Below are 15,230 nucleotides of genomic sequence, written 5' to 3' on the forward strand. Positions count from 1 at the left end.
CCAGAGTGCAGAGACCTGCAACTTTGCATTAAGCTTTTGTGCGTTGCCGTTCAGAGCGAAGTTGTTTGACTTTTAAATCGTGCTTAATTTCGCGATTGACTAATATAAAGGTCAGAACCATTTTAGTGGGTATTGATAATATCATGCCCACAGCGACACATGCTGCACTGATGAGAATTCCTCGGATCCCCATGGTTTCGATAGTGTCGTTGAATAAATGAAAATACAGACCTAGAGTAATTAAACCCATTCCTGTAAACATGCAGATTTTTAATAATAACAATAGACGCTTATTTTTCATTATTTCTCCACCATAAAGCCCCTGCTTTAAGTTCTCATTGTAGGTAAGTATCTTGGTGAAGAGTTTGATCTGAATCATAGCCACAATCATTACTACAATTTTTGTAAATGGGTATTGCATAATAAATCAGCGCATGTATAATTCGCGCCCACTTGTTCTGATGAACAGTGATTTTGACTTAGAGCTTCGGCTACAAAGGCAATCTTAACTACAAGACCCCAATTGGGGGTTAGCGGTAAACACACACATCCCCCCACCCGGATTTAGGTGGTTGAGGATGATTTTTTTTGTTCTTTCGATTGGAGCTTAATCGATGCCAAATCAAAGAATTCGTATTCGTTTGAAAGCGTTTGATCATAAATTGATCGATCAGTCTACGGCTGAAATCGTTGAAACTGCGAAGCGTACAGGTGCTCAGGTTAGCGGACCTATTCCACTACCTACTCGTAAAGAGCGCTACACAGTGTTGGTTTCTCCTCACGTAAATAAAGATGCACGTGATCAGTATGAAATCCGCACACACAAGCGTTTGGTAGATATCATTGAGCCTACTGATAAAACAGTAGATGCTTTAATGAGATTGGACTTGGCTGCTGGTGTTGATGTTCAAATCAGCCTGGGCTAACAAGAGAGGGTTTTAACATGGCGATTGGTCTTATCGGTCGTAAAGTAGGTATGACTCGCATCTTCACTGAAGATGGCGTTTCAATCCCTGTGACTGTTATTGAAGCAACTCCTAATCGTGTGACTCAGTTACGTACTGAAGAAACAGACGGTTATAAAGCGCTACAAGTAACTGCTGGCGATAAAAAAGCTAGCCGCGTTAACAAAGCTCAAGCAGGTCATTTTGCTAAAGCAGGTGTTGATGCTGGTCGCGGTTTGTGGGAATTCCGTTTAGACGCTAATGAAGGCGAAGGCATTGAAGTAGGCAGTGAATTAACTGTTGAAATGTTTGCTGAAACTAAATTAGTTGACGTAGCGGGTACCTCAAAAGGTAAAGGTTTTGCTGGTGTTATTAAACGCTGGAATTTCAGTCATCAACGTAACTCACACGGTAACTCTTTGTCTCACCGTGCACCTGGTTCAATTGGTCAAAACCAAAGTCCAGGTAAAGTTTTCAAAGGCAAAAAAATGGCTGGTCAGCTTGGTAACAAGCGCATCACCGTTCAGTCTTTGGATGTAGTACGTGTTGATCTAGAGAACAACCTTTTATTAGTGAAAGGTAACGTTCCTGGAGCTCCGGGTGGCGATGTCATCATTAAAGCTGCAGTTAAAGCGTAACGTCTGGGGAGTTAAGTGATGGAATTAGTATTGAAAGATGCGCAAAGCGCTCTTGAAGTATCCGAAGCAACCTTTGGACGTGAATTTAACGAAGCACTAGTACATCAAGTAGTAGTTGCATTCGGTGCAGGCGCCCGTCAGGGTACTAAAGCACAAAAAACACGCTCTGAAGTTCGCGGTGGTGGAAAAAAACCTTGGAAACAAAAAGGTTCTGGTCGTGCCCGTGCTGGTACAATCCGTAGCCCAATTTGGCGTTCAGGTGGTGTAGCTTTTGCTGCCAAGCCACAAGATCATAGCCAAAAAGTTAACAAGAAGATGTACCGTGGTGCGATTCAAAGCATCTTGTCTGAATTGGTACGTCAAGACCGTTTAATCGTGGTCGAACAGTTTTCAGTTGAGAGCCCTAAGACGAAAGAATTACTTTCTAAATTAGCTGCTCTTGAACTTAAAGATGTGCTTATTGTGACATCAGAAGTTGATGAGAATTTATTCTTGTCTGCTCGCAACTTATATAAAGTTGACGTACGTGATGTTCAGGGCATTGACCCAGTAAGTCTTATTGCATTTGAGAAAGTATTGATGACTGCAGCTGCAGTGAAGCAATTAGAGGAGGCGTTAGCATGATCAATGAAGAGCGTCTACTTAAGGTGTTATTAGCACCACATGTTTCTGAAAAAGCTACGCTAGCTGCTGAAAAGAACAACACTGTTGTACTTAAAGTAGCCAAAGATTCGAACAAAGAAGAAATCAAGCAAGCAGTTGAAAAAATGTTTGAAGTTGAAGTCGCCTCTGTTCGTACCTTAAACGTTAAGGGAAAAACTAAACGTCACGGTGCATCTTTTGGTAAGCGTAAAGACTGGAAAAAAGCCTACGTCGTGCTTAAAGAAGGTCAAGACATCGACTTCACTGGCGGCGCAGAGTAAGAAGGGGATTAGATATGCCATTATTGAAAGCTAAACCGACTTCTCCTGGTCGTCGTCACGTAGTTCAGGTAACCAACCCTGATTTACATAAAGGCGCACCTCATGCACCTTTATTAGAAAAGAATAGCAAGTCTGGTGGTCGTAACAACAATGGTCGCATTACCGTGCGTCACATTGGTGGTGGTCACAAGCAGCATTACCGTCTAATCGATTTTAAACGTAACAAAGACGGCATTCCTGCTGTTGTTGAGCGTTTAGAATACGATCCTAACCGTTCTGCTAATATTGCACTTGTGCTTTATGCAGATGGTGAGCGTCGTTACATCCTAGCGTCTAAAGGCTTAAAAGCCGGTGATCAGATTCAATCTGGTCCGGATGCAGCGATAAAAGCTGGTAATACTTTACCAATGCGCAACATGCCAGTGGGTACTACGGTACATGCCATTGAAATGAAGCCGGGTAAAGGCGCACAAATTGCTCGTTCAGCAGGTACTTACGCGCAAATTCTAGCTCGTGCCGAAGGTTATATAACTCTTCGTTTACGTTCTGGTGAAGTTCGTCGAGTATTGGCAGATTGCCGTGCCACCGTAGGTGAAATCGGTAATGCAGAACATATGCTACGTTCACTTGGTAAAGCTGGTGCAACTCGTTGGCGCGGTGTTCGCCCAACAGTGCGCGGTGTTGCCATGAACCCTGTAGATCACCCACATGGTGGTGGTGAAGGTCGTACCTCTGGTGGCCGTCATCCTGTTACACCTTGGGGTATTCCTACTAAGGGTAAGAAAACACGTAGTAACAAGCGTACCGATAAACTTATCGTACGTCGTCGTAATAAGTAATAGCGAGGATTCACCATGCCACGTTCTCTCAAGAAGGGTCCTTTTATAGACCTACACTTGTTGAAGAAGGTTGAGGCTGCAGTGGAAAAGAACGACAAGAAGCCAATCAAAACTTGGTCTCGTCGTTCTATGATCATCCCAGATATGATTGGGTTGACCATTGCGGTCCATAACGGTCGCCAACATGTTCCAGTATTCGTCTCTGACGAAATGGTCGGCCATAAGTTGGGCGAATTTGCGCCAACGCGTACTTACCGCGGCCATGTCGCGGATAAGAAAGCCAAGAGATAAGGGAGATAAAAATGCAAGCTTTAGCTAAACATTGTCATGCCCGTACTTCGGCTCAGAAAGCACGCTTGGTAGCAGATCAAATTCGTGGTTTACACGTTGAAAAGGCACTAGAACTTTTGACTTATAGTCCGAAGAAAGGCGCCGATCTAATCAAAAAAGTATTAGAATCAGCGATTGCGAACGCCGAACATAACGAAGGTGCAGACATCGATGAATTGACTGTCTCACAAATCTTCGTTGACGAAGGTCCAACTATGAAGCGTATTAAGCCAAGAGCCAAAGGCCGTGCTGATCGTATATTTAAGCGTAGCAGTCACATCACTGTTGTTGTGTCTGATAACTAGGAGAAGATAATGGGACAGAAGGTACATCCTACAGGTATACGCCTGGGTATCAGCAAACCATGGACATCTACCTGGTACGCGAATACTGCAGATTATGCAAATAACCTTTTTAACGACCATCAGGTACGTCAGTATCTGACTAAAGCGCTTAAAGCGGCTTCTTTGTCTAAAATCATTATCGAGCGTCCTGCAAAAGCGATCCGTGTGACTATTCACACTGCTCGTCCAGGTGTAGTTATCGGTAAAAAAGGTGAAGACGTTGAGAAGATCCGCAAGCATGTTTCTAAGTTAGCCGGTGTGCCAGCTCAGATCAACATCGCTGAAGTGCGTAAGCCAGAACTAGATGGCCAATTGGTTGCTGATAGCATCGCAAGCCAGTTAGAACGCCGTGTTATGTTCCGTCGTGCTATGAAGCGCGCGGTTCAAAACGCAATGCGAATTGGAGCCAAAGGTATTAAAGTTGAAGTAAGCGGTCGTCTAGGCGGCGCTGAAATTGCACGTACTGAATGGTATCGTGAAGGTCGTGTACCATTACACACTTTCCGTGCCGACATCGACTATGCAACGTCAGAAGCTTTAACTACTTACGGTATCATTGGCGTAAAAGTATGGATCTTTAAAGGTGAAGTTTTAGGCGGAATGCCTCTTACTCATGAGCAGCCAGCTGCTGCCCCTGCACCTAAGAAGAAGCCTCGTACTGCTAAGCGTGAGGGCTAATAATTATGTTACAACCTAAACGTATGAAGTTCCGTAAAATGCATAAGGGTCGTAACCGTGGTTTAGCCACTGGTTGCAACGTAAGTTTTGGTACTTACGCTCTTAAAGCAGTTGGCCGTGGTCGTATGACTGCTCGCCAAATCGAATCGGCTCGTCGTGCCATGACTCGTGCTGTTAAACGTCAAGGTAAAATCTGGATCCGGGTTTTCCCTGACAAACCAATTACTCAGAAGCCTCTCGAAGTGCGTCAAGGTAAAGGTAAAGGTAGCGTTGAGTACTGGGTATGCCAAATTCAACCTGGTCGTGTGTTATATGAAATGGACGGTGTTCCAGAAGCATTAGCTCGCGAAGCATTTGAATTGGCAGCTGCGAAACTGCCGTTTAAAACCACCTTTGTAACTCGGACGGTGATGTAATGAAAGCGACAGAACTGAAAGAAAAAAGCGTTGAAGAATTGAACACAGAACTTTTAAGTTTATTACGTGAACAATTCAACTTGCGTATGCAAGCGAGTACTGGTCAGCTTGAAAAAACTGATGGTCTTCGTAAAGTGCGTCGTAATATTGCGCGTGTTAAAACCATTCTGACTGAAAAGGCTGATGCGTAATGACTGAACAAACTATTCGTACAGTACAAGGTCGTGTGGTTAGCAACAAAATGGATAAAACCATTACTGTTGCAGTAGAACGTAAAGTAAAACACCCTATTTATGGGAAGTTCATTAAGCGTACTACTAAGCTACACGCTCACGATGAAACTAATCAATGTAGCGAAGGCGACGTAGTCACAGTACGTGAATGCCGCCCTTTGTCTAAATCCAAAAATTGGACATTGGTAGAAATCGTAACTAAAGCTCAATAAGCGATAGTTTTGAATGCTAAAAGGCACAGTTCGTGAGAACTGTGCCTTTTTGTTTGCGTCGTTGTTTCCACTGTGGCTGATTTAAATGCCTATCAATCCCTACCTGTCTTGCTGATTGCTTGAAAAATTTTCTCTTGTGCAAGCGTCCTAATTTCTGTTACTTTTCGATGAAATTGTTATTCAGAAGAGACATTTATTTCTAGTCTATATTTGTGTCAATCTCAAAATAAAATAAACCTGGCTCAAGCCCTAAAGGTCAAAAATATCTTACTAAGGCTGTGTTTGATTATAATTTTTCTCACTCCTTTTTGTCATGCAAAGCAAACTCAAACGTTAAGAGGAAACCGTGATATAGAGGGCACCTGGGTGCCATTTGATATTACTGACGATCCGAACAATCCAGGCATCTTTATCGAACTCACTCCTCTGTTGTTTCAGCGAGCAAAAATTAATTTTGTCTACTCTTACCTGCCGACCAAGCGCGCCGTGAAGGCCTTATATGCTGATGAACTAGACTTTGATTTTGTAAATCCTGATTGGTTATCTCCCGATGATAAGGAGCGATTTGTTTTTAGTGATGCCTTGTTTCAAATCAGTGAATATTTTATCAGTTTACCCGTACATGCTAAGTCGTATTTACAGGCTTCTTCTGCTTATGGTAAACCCGTCGGCACGGTTTCAGGTTATTACTATTATGATGATGAGCATTTTAAACGGGTAGATTTTCGTTCTGAAAGTGAAGTCATTTTAGGCTTGGCGAAAAAACGTTACGACGTTGCGATTATGGAACAATTCGCCGCTAGGTATTGGTCGGCTAAACATCATGTGCCTATCAGTTTAGGAAGTATTCATACTCAGGGGTATATGGTGATGAGATTAAGGGCCGAATACAGTCATTTAGTCCCTGATATAAATAAGGCGATAAATTCCTTAAAGCAAAACGGCGAGATTCAAAGAATTCTGCTGCATTACACAAATCACCAAGACAGACTTAGCTCTTATGAATAAAAGCGCTATCTACACTGTTTGCTTTGAATATAGGACGACGCAAATTGGGTCCCCAACATGGATAAAAAACAGTAGGCTGTGAAATAATAGAAACCTTCTCCAGCGGCTGAAAATGTTTGTGTACTGACTTCAAATACTATTTTAAAGCCAAATATTGAAAGTTGTTGGGTATTCACGGTGTCTGCATGGTTAGTAGACAAAATAGCTAAAAAAACTGCCACTACGAAGACGTCAGCCATTGACCATTTACTGATGTTACTAACAAATTTAACTAAACGACGTTCCATAATCAGGTTTTTAGTAAAATAAGCCACAGTCATCACCATGGTCTTTAAGAGCGGAATACAGATCGTAAACATAAAAATTAGACTAGCCACGAGTATTCTATCGTCTTGCCACAATTCTTGAATAGTATCTATGATTGATAACTCTTTATTCACGAGGGCTGAAGACAAACTAGAACCGCTGAGATCAACAAGCATGCTCATATCAAGCATAAACATAGTGAGTAATATACCGGGGAAAAAGAGCCCTAATGACAATAGATTGAGGGCCAAACCTAAGTGTTTTTTATACATGCAGTGGAGAGTAAGGTGTGTATTTGCTTGACAGATTAAAGGCTTAATTTGTGAATTGCAGCATAAAAATGTAATAAATAATCATTTGTCACCATTTATTAAATAAAGGTATTTTATCAAATACCTATTGGCCATCGGAAATACGTTTAAAAATTCTACAACAGCTACACTACCGTTATGGTGTTTTCTGTGGTCATTTCAGTGAAAAGTATTCTGTTTACAATTATTTTCATATCGAGTTTTTCATGCTTGGCTGAGAATTCATTGCTTACCCGTTCGGTTAAGTGGGTTGTGGACGCCTTGCCTGAGGATACCATGTTCGATGTAGCCTCAGATGGCTTAAAGTTTTCAGGCTGCAAACACCGTGATTACCAAATGCGCATCACTCAGCCTATTAATGCGCAATTTTCTATTGAAACGTCTCTCGGATATTCGAAAGGTCAACTTCAGTGGGGCGTATTTAGCCAAAAAGTATCAGTCTACGAACTTTCTTTAGTGCCACGTTATCAAGTATCTGAACGACTGAGCCTTGGCTTTGGTATGGTCAGCCAGTCTGACGTTAAATTTAAAACAACCCAAGGGCTCGAATTTGATTTACCTAGTAGTCAGGAATGGCTTGCTTCATCTCGTATTCACGGAATAGAAGAAGGCCACTATTGGGAATTGATGGTATCTAGTAAAAAGTGGCAGACAAATCAGTCGTACGGAAGCTGGTTTGAAAGAGGACTCGCTGATAACAAGCTCACTTTGTCTTATAATGGGTCTTTTTAGTCGGAGTGAAGTGTTTACTTAGGCATTTAAACGACTCCCCCTTGATTTATCTCTTCATAATCCAAATGCTCGGTATCACAGAGTAAATAAACGGTTTTTAAATCCTTTAGATCAACTTCAATTACACTGGTATTGGGGTATTCAGCCATACGCCAATTGGGATGCAATGTTAAGTTGAGTTGATGTTTAACGAGTTCTCTAAGCACCAGACCGTGGGTTATAACCAGAATATGCCCCTTAGCGTTAAGACTTTGCTCACAAATATAATGCCAAGCTTGAGCAGTGCGTTCGCTGAACTGCTCGATACTTTCCCCATTTACCGGTCGATAGTCAGTTTGATGAAAATCATGACCAACCTCATCGTAAGATAAGCCTCTAATATCACCAAAGTTTCGCTCTCGTAGTAGAGAACTGTAACTTATCTTGCAACCTAGCGCCTCAATCAAGGGAGAAGCCGTTTGCTTAGTGCGCAAGTAATCGCTACACAAGATATGTTCAACGTCATTCATATTAAAGCGCTGGGCTAATTTATAAGCCTGTTGATGTCCCAGATCTGACAGTTCTGTGTCAGGCGTTTGGATAATTTTGTCACGGTTACTGTTTGTTTCACCGTGACGAATTAAAAATAAGGACATTAAGCAAACACAACTGTTTTGTGTTTGTGAATGATAACACGGTCTTCTAGATGATAACGAAGACCATTAGCTAAGGCCGTTTTTTCACAATTTTTGCCTTTTCTAACCATATCAGCTGAACTATCGCTGTGGCTAATTCGCATCACTTCTTGCTCAATAATTGGTCCTTCATCGAGATCGCTAGTCACATAATGGCATGTTGCACCAATCAGTTTTACCCCCCGGTCATAAGCTTGTTGGTAAGGCTTGGCTCCCGCAAATGAGGGTAAAAAGCTATGATGAATATTAATTGCTTTACCAGCTAACTTTTGGCAAAGATGATCGGGAATGATCTGCATAAATCGGGCTAATACCGTTAAGTCAGCCTGATAAGCAACAATTAATCTTTCAATCTCGGCAAAGGCTTGCTCTTTGGATTGGTCTTTAAAATCAACCCAATGAAAAGGAATGTTATGCCAATCGGCAAATTGTTTCATTTGAGGGTGATTCGCGATGATGCAGGGTATATCGCAATACAACTCACCGCTATGCCAGCGGTGTAATATATCCATCAAACAATGTGATTCATGGCTAGCTAACATAACCACTTTTTGTTTTTGCATCGAATCGCTTAATTTCCAATTCATTGAAAATTGTTCAGCAATTGGCGCAAAAGCCAGCTTTATTTTTTCAATACTCATACTGACAGAATCAGCACGAATTTCATGACGCATAAAAAAGCGTCCAGTTTGTAAGTCCGTATGGTGATTGGCTTCCACAATCGTGGCATTGTGTGAAGCTAAAAACTGACTCACGTTCGCTACTAAGCCAACTTGATCAGGACAATCGATGACTAATCTAAAGGTTTGCTGCATTTTTATTCCCAAAAAAGCTTTAATCTACAATAGTGTCTTGCCACACTGCTGGGGTGAAAGAACTAATTCAAATATTCCATAAGTATTTTGTCGGATATCATTAAATTCATATCATTCTTTTTTTGTCTATAAAATAGAAGTTTAAAATGGATAGGTTGTTTTACTTACCTAAGACTCGCAATATTGTGAAAAATGTTGGTTTTTAGGTCAAAGCTATTTGTAAAAATTTGTGATTAGTTGATAAGATGGGACTGAACGGTCTATTTTTTTAAAACTATAGTTAAAGACCCACTAACCACCGGTATTTCTACCATATGGGAACACAGATGAAAAAATCAACAATAAACACTATCAGAAAGAGACCTCTGGCTCATGCCATTGGTTTTGCTTTGGCGGCAAACGCTTTTGGCGCTTTTGCTCAAGAAACTGACGTCACTGAAGAGTTAGAAGCCAAACAAGAAGAAAAAATCGTTATTACCGGTTCGAGAATACGCTCCGGTGGTTTTGATGAAGCTCGTCCTGTTGACATTATTCTTGCTGATTCAGCTATTAATCAAGGTTTAGGCGACATTGGCGCACTATTGAGAAGTTCAACAGTAGCGTCAGGTTCTGCTCAAGTTACAGCTGCATCTTCTACTGCGTTTGTACAAAATGGTGGTGGAGGTTCAGAAACATTATCTCTACGAGGGCTAGGCGCTAACCGCACGTTAACATTATTAAACGGCCGTCGTGCAGGCCCAGCTGGAACTCGTGGTGGCGTATCTTCTTTTGATTTTAACGTTTTACCATTATCTATCGTTGAGCGTGTTGAAATATTAAAAGATGGCGCATCTTCGGTCTATGGTTCCGATGCAGTTGCTGGCGTGGTTAACATTATTACAAAAAAAGGTGACGGTGGAGATATCGATGTTTCTTTGTCGCAACCTACTGAAAGTGGCGGTGAAGTTTTCAGAATTAACGGTACCTATGGAAGCACATTTTCAAAAGGTTCTTTCCGAGTCACGGCTGATTATCAAAAGCGCTCAGAATTACAAAAGGGTGACAGAGATTCTTTCAATTGTGGTGAGCAATATGTTTTTGATAAAACCACTGGCGCTAGAGCAGATGTAATCGATCCAAGAACTGAAAAAGCATGGTGTAACGACTTACTCTGGGGCCATGTGTGGCTATATGATTACCAAGATGAAGGTGGAAACGTACTTCCAGGCGCTAAAGCACAATTCGACTATGACGGAAACTTAGGTAATTACATTCCTGGACTTGCTTCCAACGCAAATAACCCAGATTATTTTAATGCCCCTGAGGGCTGGTATTTAGTTAACTACGACAGACGTTCTGACAGTGTAACTAATGCTGATCATCCTTTTCAAGATGGTGCTTCTTTAATTCCTCAAATCGAAACAGTATCATTTTTTGCACAAGCTGACTACGAGCTTACAGACAACATGATGGCTTATGGTGAGTTCTTACTTAACCGTCGTAAATCTGAAGCTAATGGTTATCGTCAATTTTGGAGCTATATCTATAACGAAACCTTTTTTGGTGGCAATAGCTTAAGTGAAGGCTGGACCGGCGCACAATGGCTTAGTCCAACAGCGATTACAGACCACTCTGATTCTGGTCAAACCGTTGATTACGCTCGTTTTGTTGTTGGCCTAACTGGTGATATTGGTGATTGGTATTATGACGTTTCTTATCAAAATAGCCGCTCTGAAGGTGAATACAGAAACGATATTATTTATAAAGACTCCGTCGAAGATCAAAATTGGTTAAACGGCTCATGTGCAGGTACTACTTCATCTGTTCGAGGTGTGTCTTGTGTCGATATACCTTGGTTAGATCCACAGTTCCTAGCTGGAAATGTCTCAGATGAAGTACGTGACTTTATCTTTGGTCATGACGTAGGGAACACAATCTACAAACAAAGCACTTTAGAAGCCTTTATTTCTGGAGATATTTTTGATTTACCTGCTGGGCCTGTTGGTGCGGTATTTGGCGCTAGCTATCAAAAGGACGAAATCGAAGATACTCCTGGAGAAAATGTGTTAGCACGTAACGTTTGGGGTTCTTCTGCCGCGGGTGTTACCGCGGGTAAAGATACAACTAAAGCCATTTTTGCTGAATTTAAGATCCCCGTCGTACAAGACATGTTTCTGGCTCAAAATGTTGAATTAGAATTGTCAGGTCGCTACACCGATGTAGATTCATTTGGTGATGATTCAACTTACAAGGTCGGTATTAACTGGTCTTTAACTGAGAATTGGCGTGTCCGTGCCTCTAAAGGTACCTCGTTCCGTTCACCTGCGTTGTTCGAATTATATCTAGCCGACCAAACTAGTTTTAGTGGTCAGCGATCAATTGACCCATGTATCAACTGGGGTAACAACCTAGCAAGCGATTCAATTACGCAAAGAACAGCAGACAACTGTGCTGCCGATGGTATTCCTGCTGACTTCGGCGGGGCTTCAATCAGTGCTACAATTGTAACTGGTGGAGGTGCAGGAGTATTGAGTGCTGAAACATCAACATCAAAATCAATCGGTCTAGTTTGGACACCTGATTTTGCTGATCTGAGTGTGTCTCTAGACCACTTTGACTTTGAAATATTAGGTGAAGTAACACAGTTAGGTGCGAGTAATATCCTTCGTCGTTGTTATGACTCTGAGTTTTTCCCTACTGATCCTTTGTGTTCTCAATTTGATCGTGACGCAACCGATATGCGCGTTGAAGAGGTTCGTGACAGCTTTATTAATATTTCATCACAAATCAACAAAGGTTTCGATTTTGCCTTGTCTTATAAAGTCGACACTGAGTTAGGTGAAATCCGTTTTGATACTCAACATACTTTTCAAACTGATGCAGAGCAGGCGTTATTTGAAGATACTGTTATCAATACCAACGGTGAGTTCGGTGAGCCTAAGCACGTAGCTACCTATAACGTTTCATTATCAAAAGATAATTGGGCGTTTTATTGGAATGTTAATTATATTGGTGCGGTTTCGAACAACCAAAGTTACTTTGACCGTCGTGGTTCTTATGATGCGACCTACCGTGGCTTACCCGTTGATATTGTACTTCGCAGTGATAGCGTGATGTACCATACCTTCTCTTTGGCATACGACTGGAAAGACGAAGGTATTTCTGCGATTGTTGGTGTAGCCAACGCGTTTGATACGACTCCGCCACGTGTTACTACACTTAATCTGGGTGAAGTAAATAGCGAAGGTAATTCCGCGTTTTATAGCCAATATGACTGGTTAGGTAGACGTGTATTCTTGAACGCAACCTATAAGTTCTAATATGTAACATCATTAAAAAGCCGACTTTTGTCGGCTTTTTTTATGGTATTTTAACCATCAAATACATAAGTAGACGTCTCATGCCCAGAGTTGTAATAAAACAAGACAATTTGAATTCGCTGAATAGTCAATTTATTCACGAGCCACTAACACAACCTATCTTTTTAAATTCAGTCCCCAAGAGCGGTACCCATTTAGTGAGAAATATATTGCGTATGTTTGTGCCTGTTGAACAGCAATATCACGATGCTTTTGTGCAAATTCCAATTTTAAAACAAAATGTGCAGGCTTTTAGTGTCACTAACCCAAAGTTAAGTTGGGGGCATTTATTGTTTTCTGACGATTCAGCCATTGCTTTGAGACCCGCTAAGCATATTGTATTGGTCAGGGATCCTTATTCTTGGGTCTTAGCCAGAACACGCTTTTTCTTATCCGATACATTCCAAGGCTCTTTAGAGCATTTAAAAAGTGGTAAAGTGTCATTAGAAGAAGTGATGAATATGATGATTTTTGGTATTTACCAGAAAGCTCCGACCCTTGCTGAAATATTTACTCATAACGCAGTTGCTTGGTTAGGTACCGGAGTTAAAGTCATCAAATATGAAGATGTTATTAGGCATTTAAAAGCGATAGATAAACCCGCAGCGCAAATATTTTTTGCTGATTTGATTGGTCAACTGGGTTACCAAACCTTGCCTGAAGACTGGCAACAAAGAGTCAAATTGGGTTCTGATCGAGAACAAAGTGGCACTGCTCGTGAAAATTTGTCTGGAAATATTATGGAGTTGCCTGACGAACTGCCGTTTGAGCAAAAACAACTCGTTGAATATGCGGCTCCAGGTTTACGTAGGTTACTTGGATATATTTAGTTAAGTTTCTGGTAATAATATGAAAAATCCAAAAAAAACAGTTTTAATAGTTGGTGGGGGCTCAGCAGGTTGGATGACTGCGGCTTATTTAAATGGTGCATTAAATCAGCGCGGCGAACAAAACAATGTACAAATTCGTTTGTTAGAATCGCCTGATATTCCAAGGATTTCCGTTGGTGAAGCCACAATTCCCTCTATTCGTCATTTGCTTGCGGTTGTAGGCGTTGATGAAATTGAATTTATGAAGGCGACTGACGCTACATTTAAACAGTCTATTAAATATGCTAATTGGGTTAATAACGATGATACTTTTTATCATCATCCATTTAGTCGAATGCAAATTCATCCTATTGATTTTTCAGGTCAAAGGTGGCTGCAAAGTGATCGTAAAATTCCTTTCATGGAAACGTGTTCTACCCAACCGCTTATCTGTGAGATGGGGTTGGCGCCAAAAATGTTGGGTCCATGGGATATGGGACAGCCATTGAGTTATGCCTATCACATGAACGCTCAAAAATTTGCTGATTATTTGCGAGATTTTTCTGTTGCTCGCGGAGTTCTCCATACATCTGCTAATTTGGTTGAGGTGGAGATGGCTGCAACGGATAAAATTACTGCAGTAGTTACCGACCAAGGCGAAAGAATAGAGGCTAACTTATTTGTTGATTGCACCGGTTTTAAAGCTCGGTTGATAGAAGAAAAATTAAAAGTAGGTTGGGAAGATTGCTCGCAATGGTTACTTTGCGACAGAGCAATTACAATGCATGTTCCTTATGATAAGTTCTATCCAGGCATGATTAGGCCTTATACCACTGCAACTGCGCTTTCTAATGGTTGGATATGGGACATTCCGATGAAGAGTCAGCGTTCAGTAGGCTATGTGCATTCTAGTGCATTTATTAGTGAAGCGGACGCAGAGAAAGAAATGCGAGTTTACCAAGGGCCAGGTTGTGAAGACTTACCTTCAAGAATCGTTAATTTTAAGGTGGGTCGTCGCGAACAGAACTGGTCAGGTAATTGTGTTGCTATTGGTTTGTCTGGTGGATTTATCGAACCCTTAGAGTCAACAGGCCTTTACTTAAGTGACTTAGGGGCAGTTATGCTTGCCGAACACTTTCCGTATAATGACGATGATATGTCAGAGTTAGCAAAACGCTACAATCGTGTGTTATCAAATAGGTATTATGAAATTTTAGATTTTATCAATATGCACTATTGCCTGACTAAGCGCACGGACACAGCATTTTGGCGAGAGGTGCAAAAGTCAGAGCGAATTAATCCTCGTTTAAGACAAAAGTTAGCATATTGGCGAGTCAAAACACCCAGTGCAGCAGATTTTGAAGACGCAGGCTTTAGTGGTCTTGGCGATGAAAACCGTCCAGCCGTCGACACTGCTGCACTTTGGAATCATCAAAGTTACGAGTGTATTTTATATGGTATGGGATTTTTAGAGGAAGAGTGTGACGAGCGCTATGGAAAAATTCGTCCACCTATGCAGTTACATCCGGCGATATTTCAGCGACTTACAGCGGCAAAACAAAAGCTTCCGCCTCATGCAGTGTGGTTAAAGCAAGCCGTAGGCATGAATGATTATGTGACTGCTATGAGGCCGAAAGGGTGGGTTTGAATAAGTAGACTGTTTTAAGCCAGCTTTAATGC

The 15,230-nt window shown here is 41.4% G+C and carries 20 protein-coding genes; 16 read left to right on the plus strand and 4 right to left on the minus strand.

Annotated elements, in window-relative coordinates; genetic code table 11:
• Positions 1-28 precede the first annotated feature (28 nt).
• Positions 29-301 (minus strand): hypothetical protein, encoded by a 273-nt coding sequence (locus ACEN2L_RS12640; RefSeq protein ID WP_441744199.1) that lies wholly within the window; start codon positions 299-301, stop codon positions 29-31.
• Positions 302-614: 313 nt separating this feature from the next.
• Here ACEN2L_RS12640 and rpsJ point away from each other — a divergent pair, with 313 nt between their 5' ends.
• From rpsJ to ACEN2L_RS12700, 12 genes are all read left to right on the plus strand, one after another.
• Positions 615-926, plus strand: a complete 312-nt coding sequence (gene rpsJ, locus ACEN2L_RS12645) for a 30S ribosomal protein S10 (protein ID WP_008845776.1) — start codon at positions 615-617, stop codon at positions 924-926.
• A 17-nt stretch (positions 927-943) separates the two neighbouring features.
• Positions 944-1,582 carry a 50S ribosomal protein L3 gene (gene rplC / locus ACEN2L_RS12650; protein WP_306024324.1) on the plus strand — a complete coding sequence of 213 codons (639 nt, stop codon included), beginning with the start codon at positions 944-946 and terminating at the stop codon, positions 1,580-1,582.
• Positions 1,583-1,600: 18 nt separating this feature from the next.
• Positions 1,601-2,206: a 50S ribosomal protein L4 gene (rplD, locus tag ACEN2L_RS12655; protein WP_306024323.1), complete on the plus strand. Its 606-nt coding sequence runs from the start codon at positions 1,601-1,603 to the stop codon at positions 2,204-2,206.
• Positions 2,203-2,505, plus strand: coding sequence for a 50S ribosomal protein L23 (rplW, locus tag ACEN2L_RS12660; RefSeq protein ID WP_306024322.1), 303 nt, complete (start codon positions 2,203-2,205; stop codon positions 2,503-2,505). Before rplD ends, rplW begins: the two co-directional genes overlap by 4 nt.
• 14 nt (positions 2,506-2,519) lie before the next feature.
• Positions 2,520-3,344, plus strand: a complete 825-nt coding sequence (gene rplB / locus ACEN2L_RS12665) for a 50S ribosomal protein L2 (RefSeq protein ID WP_306024321.1) — start codon at positions 2,520-2,522, stop codon at positions 3,342-3,344.
• A 15-nt stretch (positions 3,345-3,359) separates the two neighbouring features.
• The gene (gene rpsS / locus ACEN2L_RS12670; RefSeq protein WP_011573392.1) at positions 3,360-3,635 is read left to right on the plus strand and encodes a 30S ribosomal protein S19; all 276 of its coding nucleotides are present in this window, start codon (positions 3,360-3,362) and stop codon (positions 3,633-3,635) included.
• An 11-nt stretch (positions 3,636-3,646) separates the two neighbouring features.
• The gene (rplV, locus tag ACEN2L_RS12675; protein ID WP_068376641.1) at positions 3,647-3,979 is read left to right on the plus strand and encodes a 50S ribosomal protein L22; all 333 of its coding nucleotides are present in this window, start codon (positions 3,647-3,649) and stop codon (positions 3,977-3,979) included.
• A gap of 9 nt (positions 3,980-3,988) precedes the next feature.
• Positions 3,989-4,696, plus strand: a complete 708-nt coding sequence (gene rpsC, locus ACEN2L_RS12680; protein ID WP_306024320.1) for a 30S ribosomal protein S3 — start codon at positions 3,989-3,991, stop codon at positions 4,694-4,696.
• A 5-nt stretch (positions 4,697-4,701) separates the two neighbouring features.
• The gene (gene rplP / locus ACEN2L_RS12685) at positions 4,702-5,112 is read left to right on the plus strand and encodes a 50S ribosomal protein L16 (protein WP_068376635.1); all 411 of its coding nucleotides are present in this window, start codon (positions 4,702-4,704) and stop codon (positions 5,110-5,112) included.
• Positions 5,112-5,303, plus strand: a complete 192-nt coding sequence (gene rpmC, locus ACEN2L_RS12690) for a 50S ribosomal protein L29 (RefSeq protein WP_306024319.1) — start codon at positions 5,112-5,114, stop codon at positions 5,301-5,303. The genes rplP and rpmC overlap by 1 nt, the downstream gene beginning before the upstream one ends.
• Complete coding sequence (gene rpsQ / locus ACEN2L_RS12695) at positions 5,303-5,557, plus strand: 30S ribosomal protein S17 (protein WP_306024318.1); 255 nt, start codon at positions 5,303-5,305, stop codon at positions 5,555-5,557. The genes rpmC and rpsQ overlap by 1 nt, the downstream gene beginning before the upstream one ends.
• 366 nt (positions 5,558-5,923) lie before the next feature.
• Positions 5,924-6,565, plus strand: a complete 642-nt coding sequence (locus ACEN2L_RS12700) for a substrate-binding periplasmic protein (RefSeq protein WP_441744205.1) — start codon at positions 5,924-5,926, stop codon at positions 6,563-6,565.
• 5 nt (positions 6,566-6,570) lie between these two features.
• Here the strand turns inward: ACEN2L_RS12700 and ACEN2L_RS12705 are convergent, their stop codons facing one another.
• On the minus strand, positions 6,571-7,143 hold the full coding sequence (locus tag ACEN2L_RS12705; protein WP_441744206.1) for a paraquat-inducible protein A: 573 nt from the start codon (positions 7,141-7,143) through the stop codon (positions 6,571-6,573).
• A 249-nt stretch (positions 7,144-7,392) separates the two neighbouring features.
• Here ACEN2L_RS12705 and ACEN2L_RS12710 point away from each other — a divergent pair, with 249 nt between their 5' ends.
• On the plus strand, positions 7,393-7,914 hold the full coding sequence (locus ACEN2L_RS12710) for a hypothetical protein (RefSeq protein WP_441744208.1): 522 nt from the start codon (positions 7,393-7,395) through the stop codon (positions 7,912-7,914).
• A gap of 26 nt (positions 7,915-7,940) precedes the next feature.
• Here ACEN2L_RS12710 and ACEN2L_RS12715 read toward each other — a convergent pair whose 3' ends face one another.
• Entirely contained in the window at positions 7,941-8,549 is a 609-nt protein-coding gene (locus tag ACEN2L_RS12715) for a histidine phosphatase family protein (protein WP_441744210.1), read from the minus strand.
• Positions 8,549-9,403, minus strand: coding sequence for a formyltetrahydrofolate deformylase (purU, locus tag ACEN2L_RS12720; protein ID WP_306024313.1), 855 nt, complete (start codon positions 9,401-9,403; stop codon positions 8,549-8,551). The genes ACEN2L_RS12715 and purU overlap by 1 nt, the downstream gene beginning before the upstream one ends.
• 326 nt (positions 9,404-9,729) lie before the next feature.
• Here purU and ACEN2L_RS12725 point away from each other — a divergent pair, with 326 nt between their 5' ends.
• The 3 genes from ACEN2L_RS12725 to ACEN2L_RS12735 all read left to right on the plus strand — a co-directional run bounded on the left by ACEN2L_RS12725 (position 9,730) and on the right by ACEN2L_RS12735 (position 15,198).
• Positions 9,730-12,702, plus strand: coding sequence for a TonB-dependent receptor domain-containing protein (locus tag ACEN2L_RS12725; RefSeq protein ID WP_441744212.1), 2,973 nt, complete (start codon positions 9,730-9,732; stop codon positions 12,700-12,702).
• A gap of 80 nt (positions 12,703-12,782) precedes the next feature.
• Positions 12,783-13,571 carry a hypothetical protein gene (locus tag ACEN2L_RS12730; protein WP_441744214.1) on the plus strand — a complete coding sequence of 263 codons (789 nt, stop codon included), beginning with the start codon at positions 12,783-12,785 and terminating at the stop codon, positions 13,569-13,571.
• A 19-nt stretch (positions 13,572-13,590) separates the two neighbouring features.
• Complete coding sequence (locus ACEN2L_RS12735; protein ID WP_441744216.1) at positions 13,591-15,198, plus strand: tryptophan halogenase family protein; 1,608 nt, start codon at positions 13,591-13,593, stop codon at positions 15,196-15,198.
• Positions 15,199-15,230: the final 32 nt, after the last annotated feature.

It is taken from the genome of Flavobacterium sp. W21_SRS_FM6 (genome assembly GCF_052119645.1).
Taxonomy (GTDB): domain Bacteria; phylum Pseudomonadota; class Gammaproteobacteria; order Enterobacterales; family Alteromonadaceae; genus Paraglaciecola.

What these genes read in the sequence shown, in the direction of transcription:
- ACEN2L_RS12705 (WP_441744206.1), bottom strand. Translation starts at nt 7,143, where the DNA reads ATGTATAAAAAACACTTAGGTTTGGCCCTCAATCTATTGTCATTAGGG.
- ACEN2L_RS12735 (WP_441744216.1), top strand. Translation starts at nt 13,591, where the DNA reads ATGAAAAATCCAAAAAAAACAGTTTTAATAGTTGGTGGGGGCTCAGCA.
- rplP (WP_068376635.1), top strand. Translation starts at nt 4,702, where the DNA reads ATGTTACAACCTAAACGTATGAAGTTCCGTAAAATGCATAAGGGTCGT.
- rpsJ (WP_008845776.1), top strand. Translation starts at nt 615, where the DNA reads ATGCCAAATCAAAGAATTCGTATTCGTTTGAAAGCGTTTGATCATAAA.
- rpsC (WP_306024320.1), top strand. Translation starts at nt 3,989, where the DNA reads ATGGGACAGAAGGTACATCCTACAGGTATACGCCTGGGTATCAGCAAA.
- rplD (WP_306024323.1), top strand. Translation starts at nt 1,601, where the DNA reads ATGGAATTAGTATTGAAAGATGCGCAAAGCGCTCTTGAAGTATCCGAA.
- rplV (WP_068376641.1), top strand. Translation starts at nt 3,647, where the DNA reads ATGCAAGCTTTAGCTAAACATTGTCATGCCCGTACTTCGGCTCAGAAA.
- rplW (WP_306024322.1), top strand. Translation starts at nt 2,203, where the DNA reads ATGATCAATGAAGAGCGTCTACTTAAGGTGTTATTAGCACCACATGTT.
- ACEN2L_RS12730 (WP_441744214.1), top strand. Translation starts at nt 12,783, where the DNA reads ATGCCCAGAGTTGTAATAAAACAAGACAATTTGAATTCGCTGAATAGT.
- rpmC (WP_306024319.1), top strand. Translation starts at nt 5,112, where the DNA reads ATGAAAGCGACAGAACTGAAAGAAAAAAGCGTTGAAGAATTGAACACA.
- rplC (WP_306024324.1), top strand. Translation starts at nt 944, where the DNA reads ATGGCGATTGGTCTTATCGGTCGTAAAGTAGGTATGACTCGCATCTTC.
- ACEN2L_RS12640 (WP_441744199.1), bottom strand. Translation starts at nt 301, where the DNA reads ATGAAAAATAAGCGTCTATTGTTATTATTAAAAATCTGCATGTTTACA.
- rplB (WP_306024321.1), top strand. Translation starts at nt 2,520, where the DNA reads ATGCCATTATTGAAAGCTAAACCGACTTCTCCTGGTCGTCGTCACGTA.
- ACEN2L_RS12725 (WP_441744212.1), top strand. Translation starts at nt 9,730, where the DNA reads ATGAAAAAATCAACAATAAACACTATCAGAAAGAGACCTCTGGCTCAT.
- rpsS (WP_011573392.1), top strand. Translation starts at nt 3,360, where the DNA reads ATGCCACGTTCTCTCAAGAAGGGTCCTTTTATAGACCTACACTTGTTG.
- purU (WP_306024313.1), bottom strand. Translation starts at nt 9,403, where the DNA reads ATGCAGCAAACCTTTAGATTAGTCATCGATTGTCCTGATCAAGTTGGC.
- ACEN2L_RS12715 (WP_441744210.1), bottom strand. Translation starts at nt 8,549, where the DNA reads ATGTCCTTATTTTTAATTCGTCACGGTGAAACAAACAGTAACCGTGAC.
- rpsQ (WP_306024318.1), top strand. Translation starts at nt 5,303, where the DNA reads ATGACTGAACAAACTATTCGTACAGTACAAGGTCGTGTGGTTAGCAAC.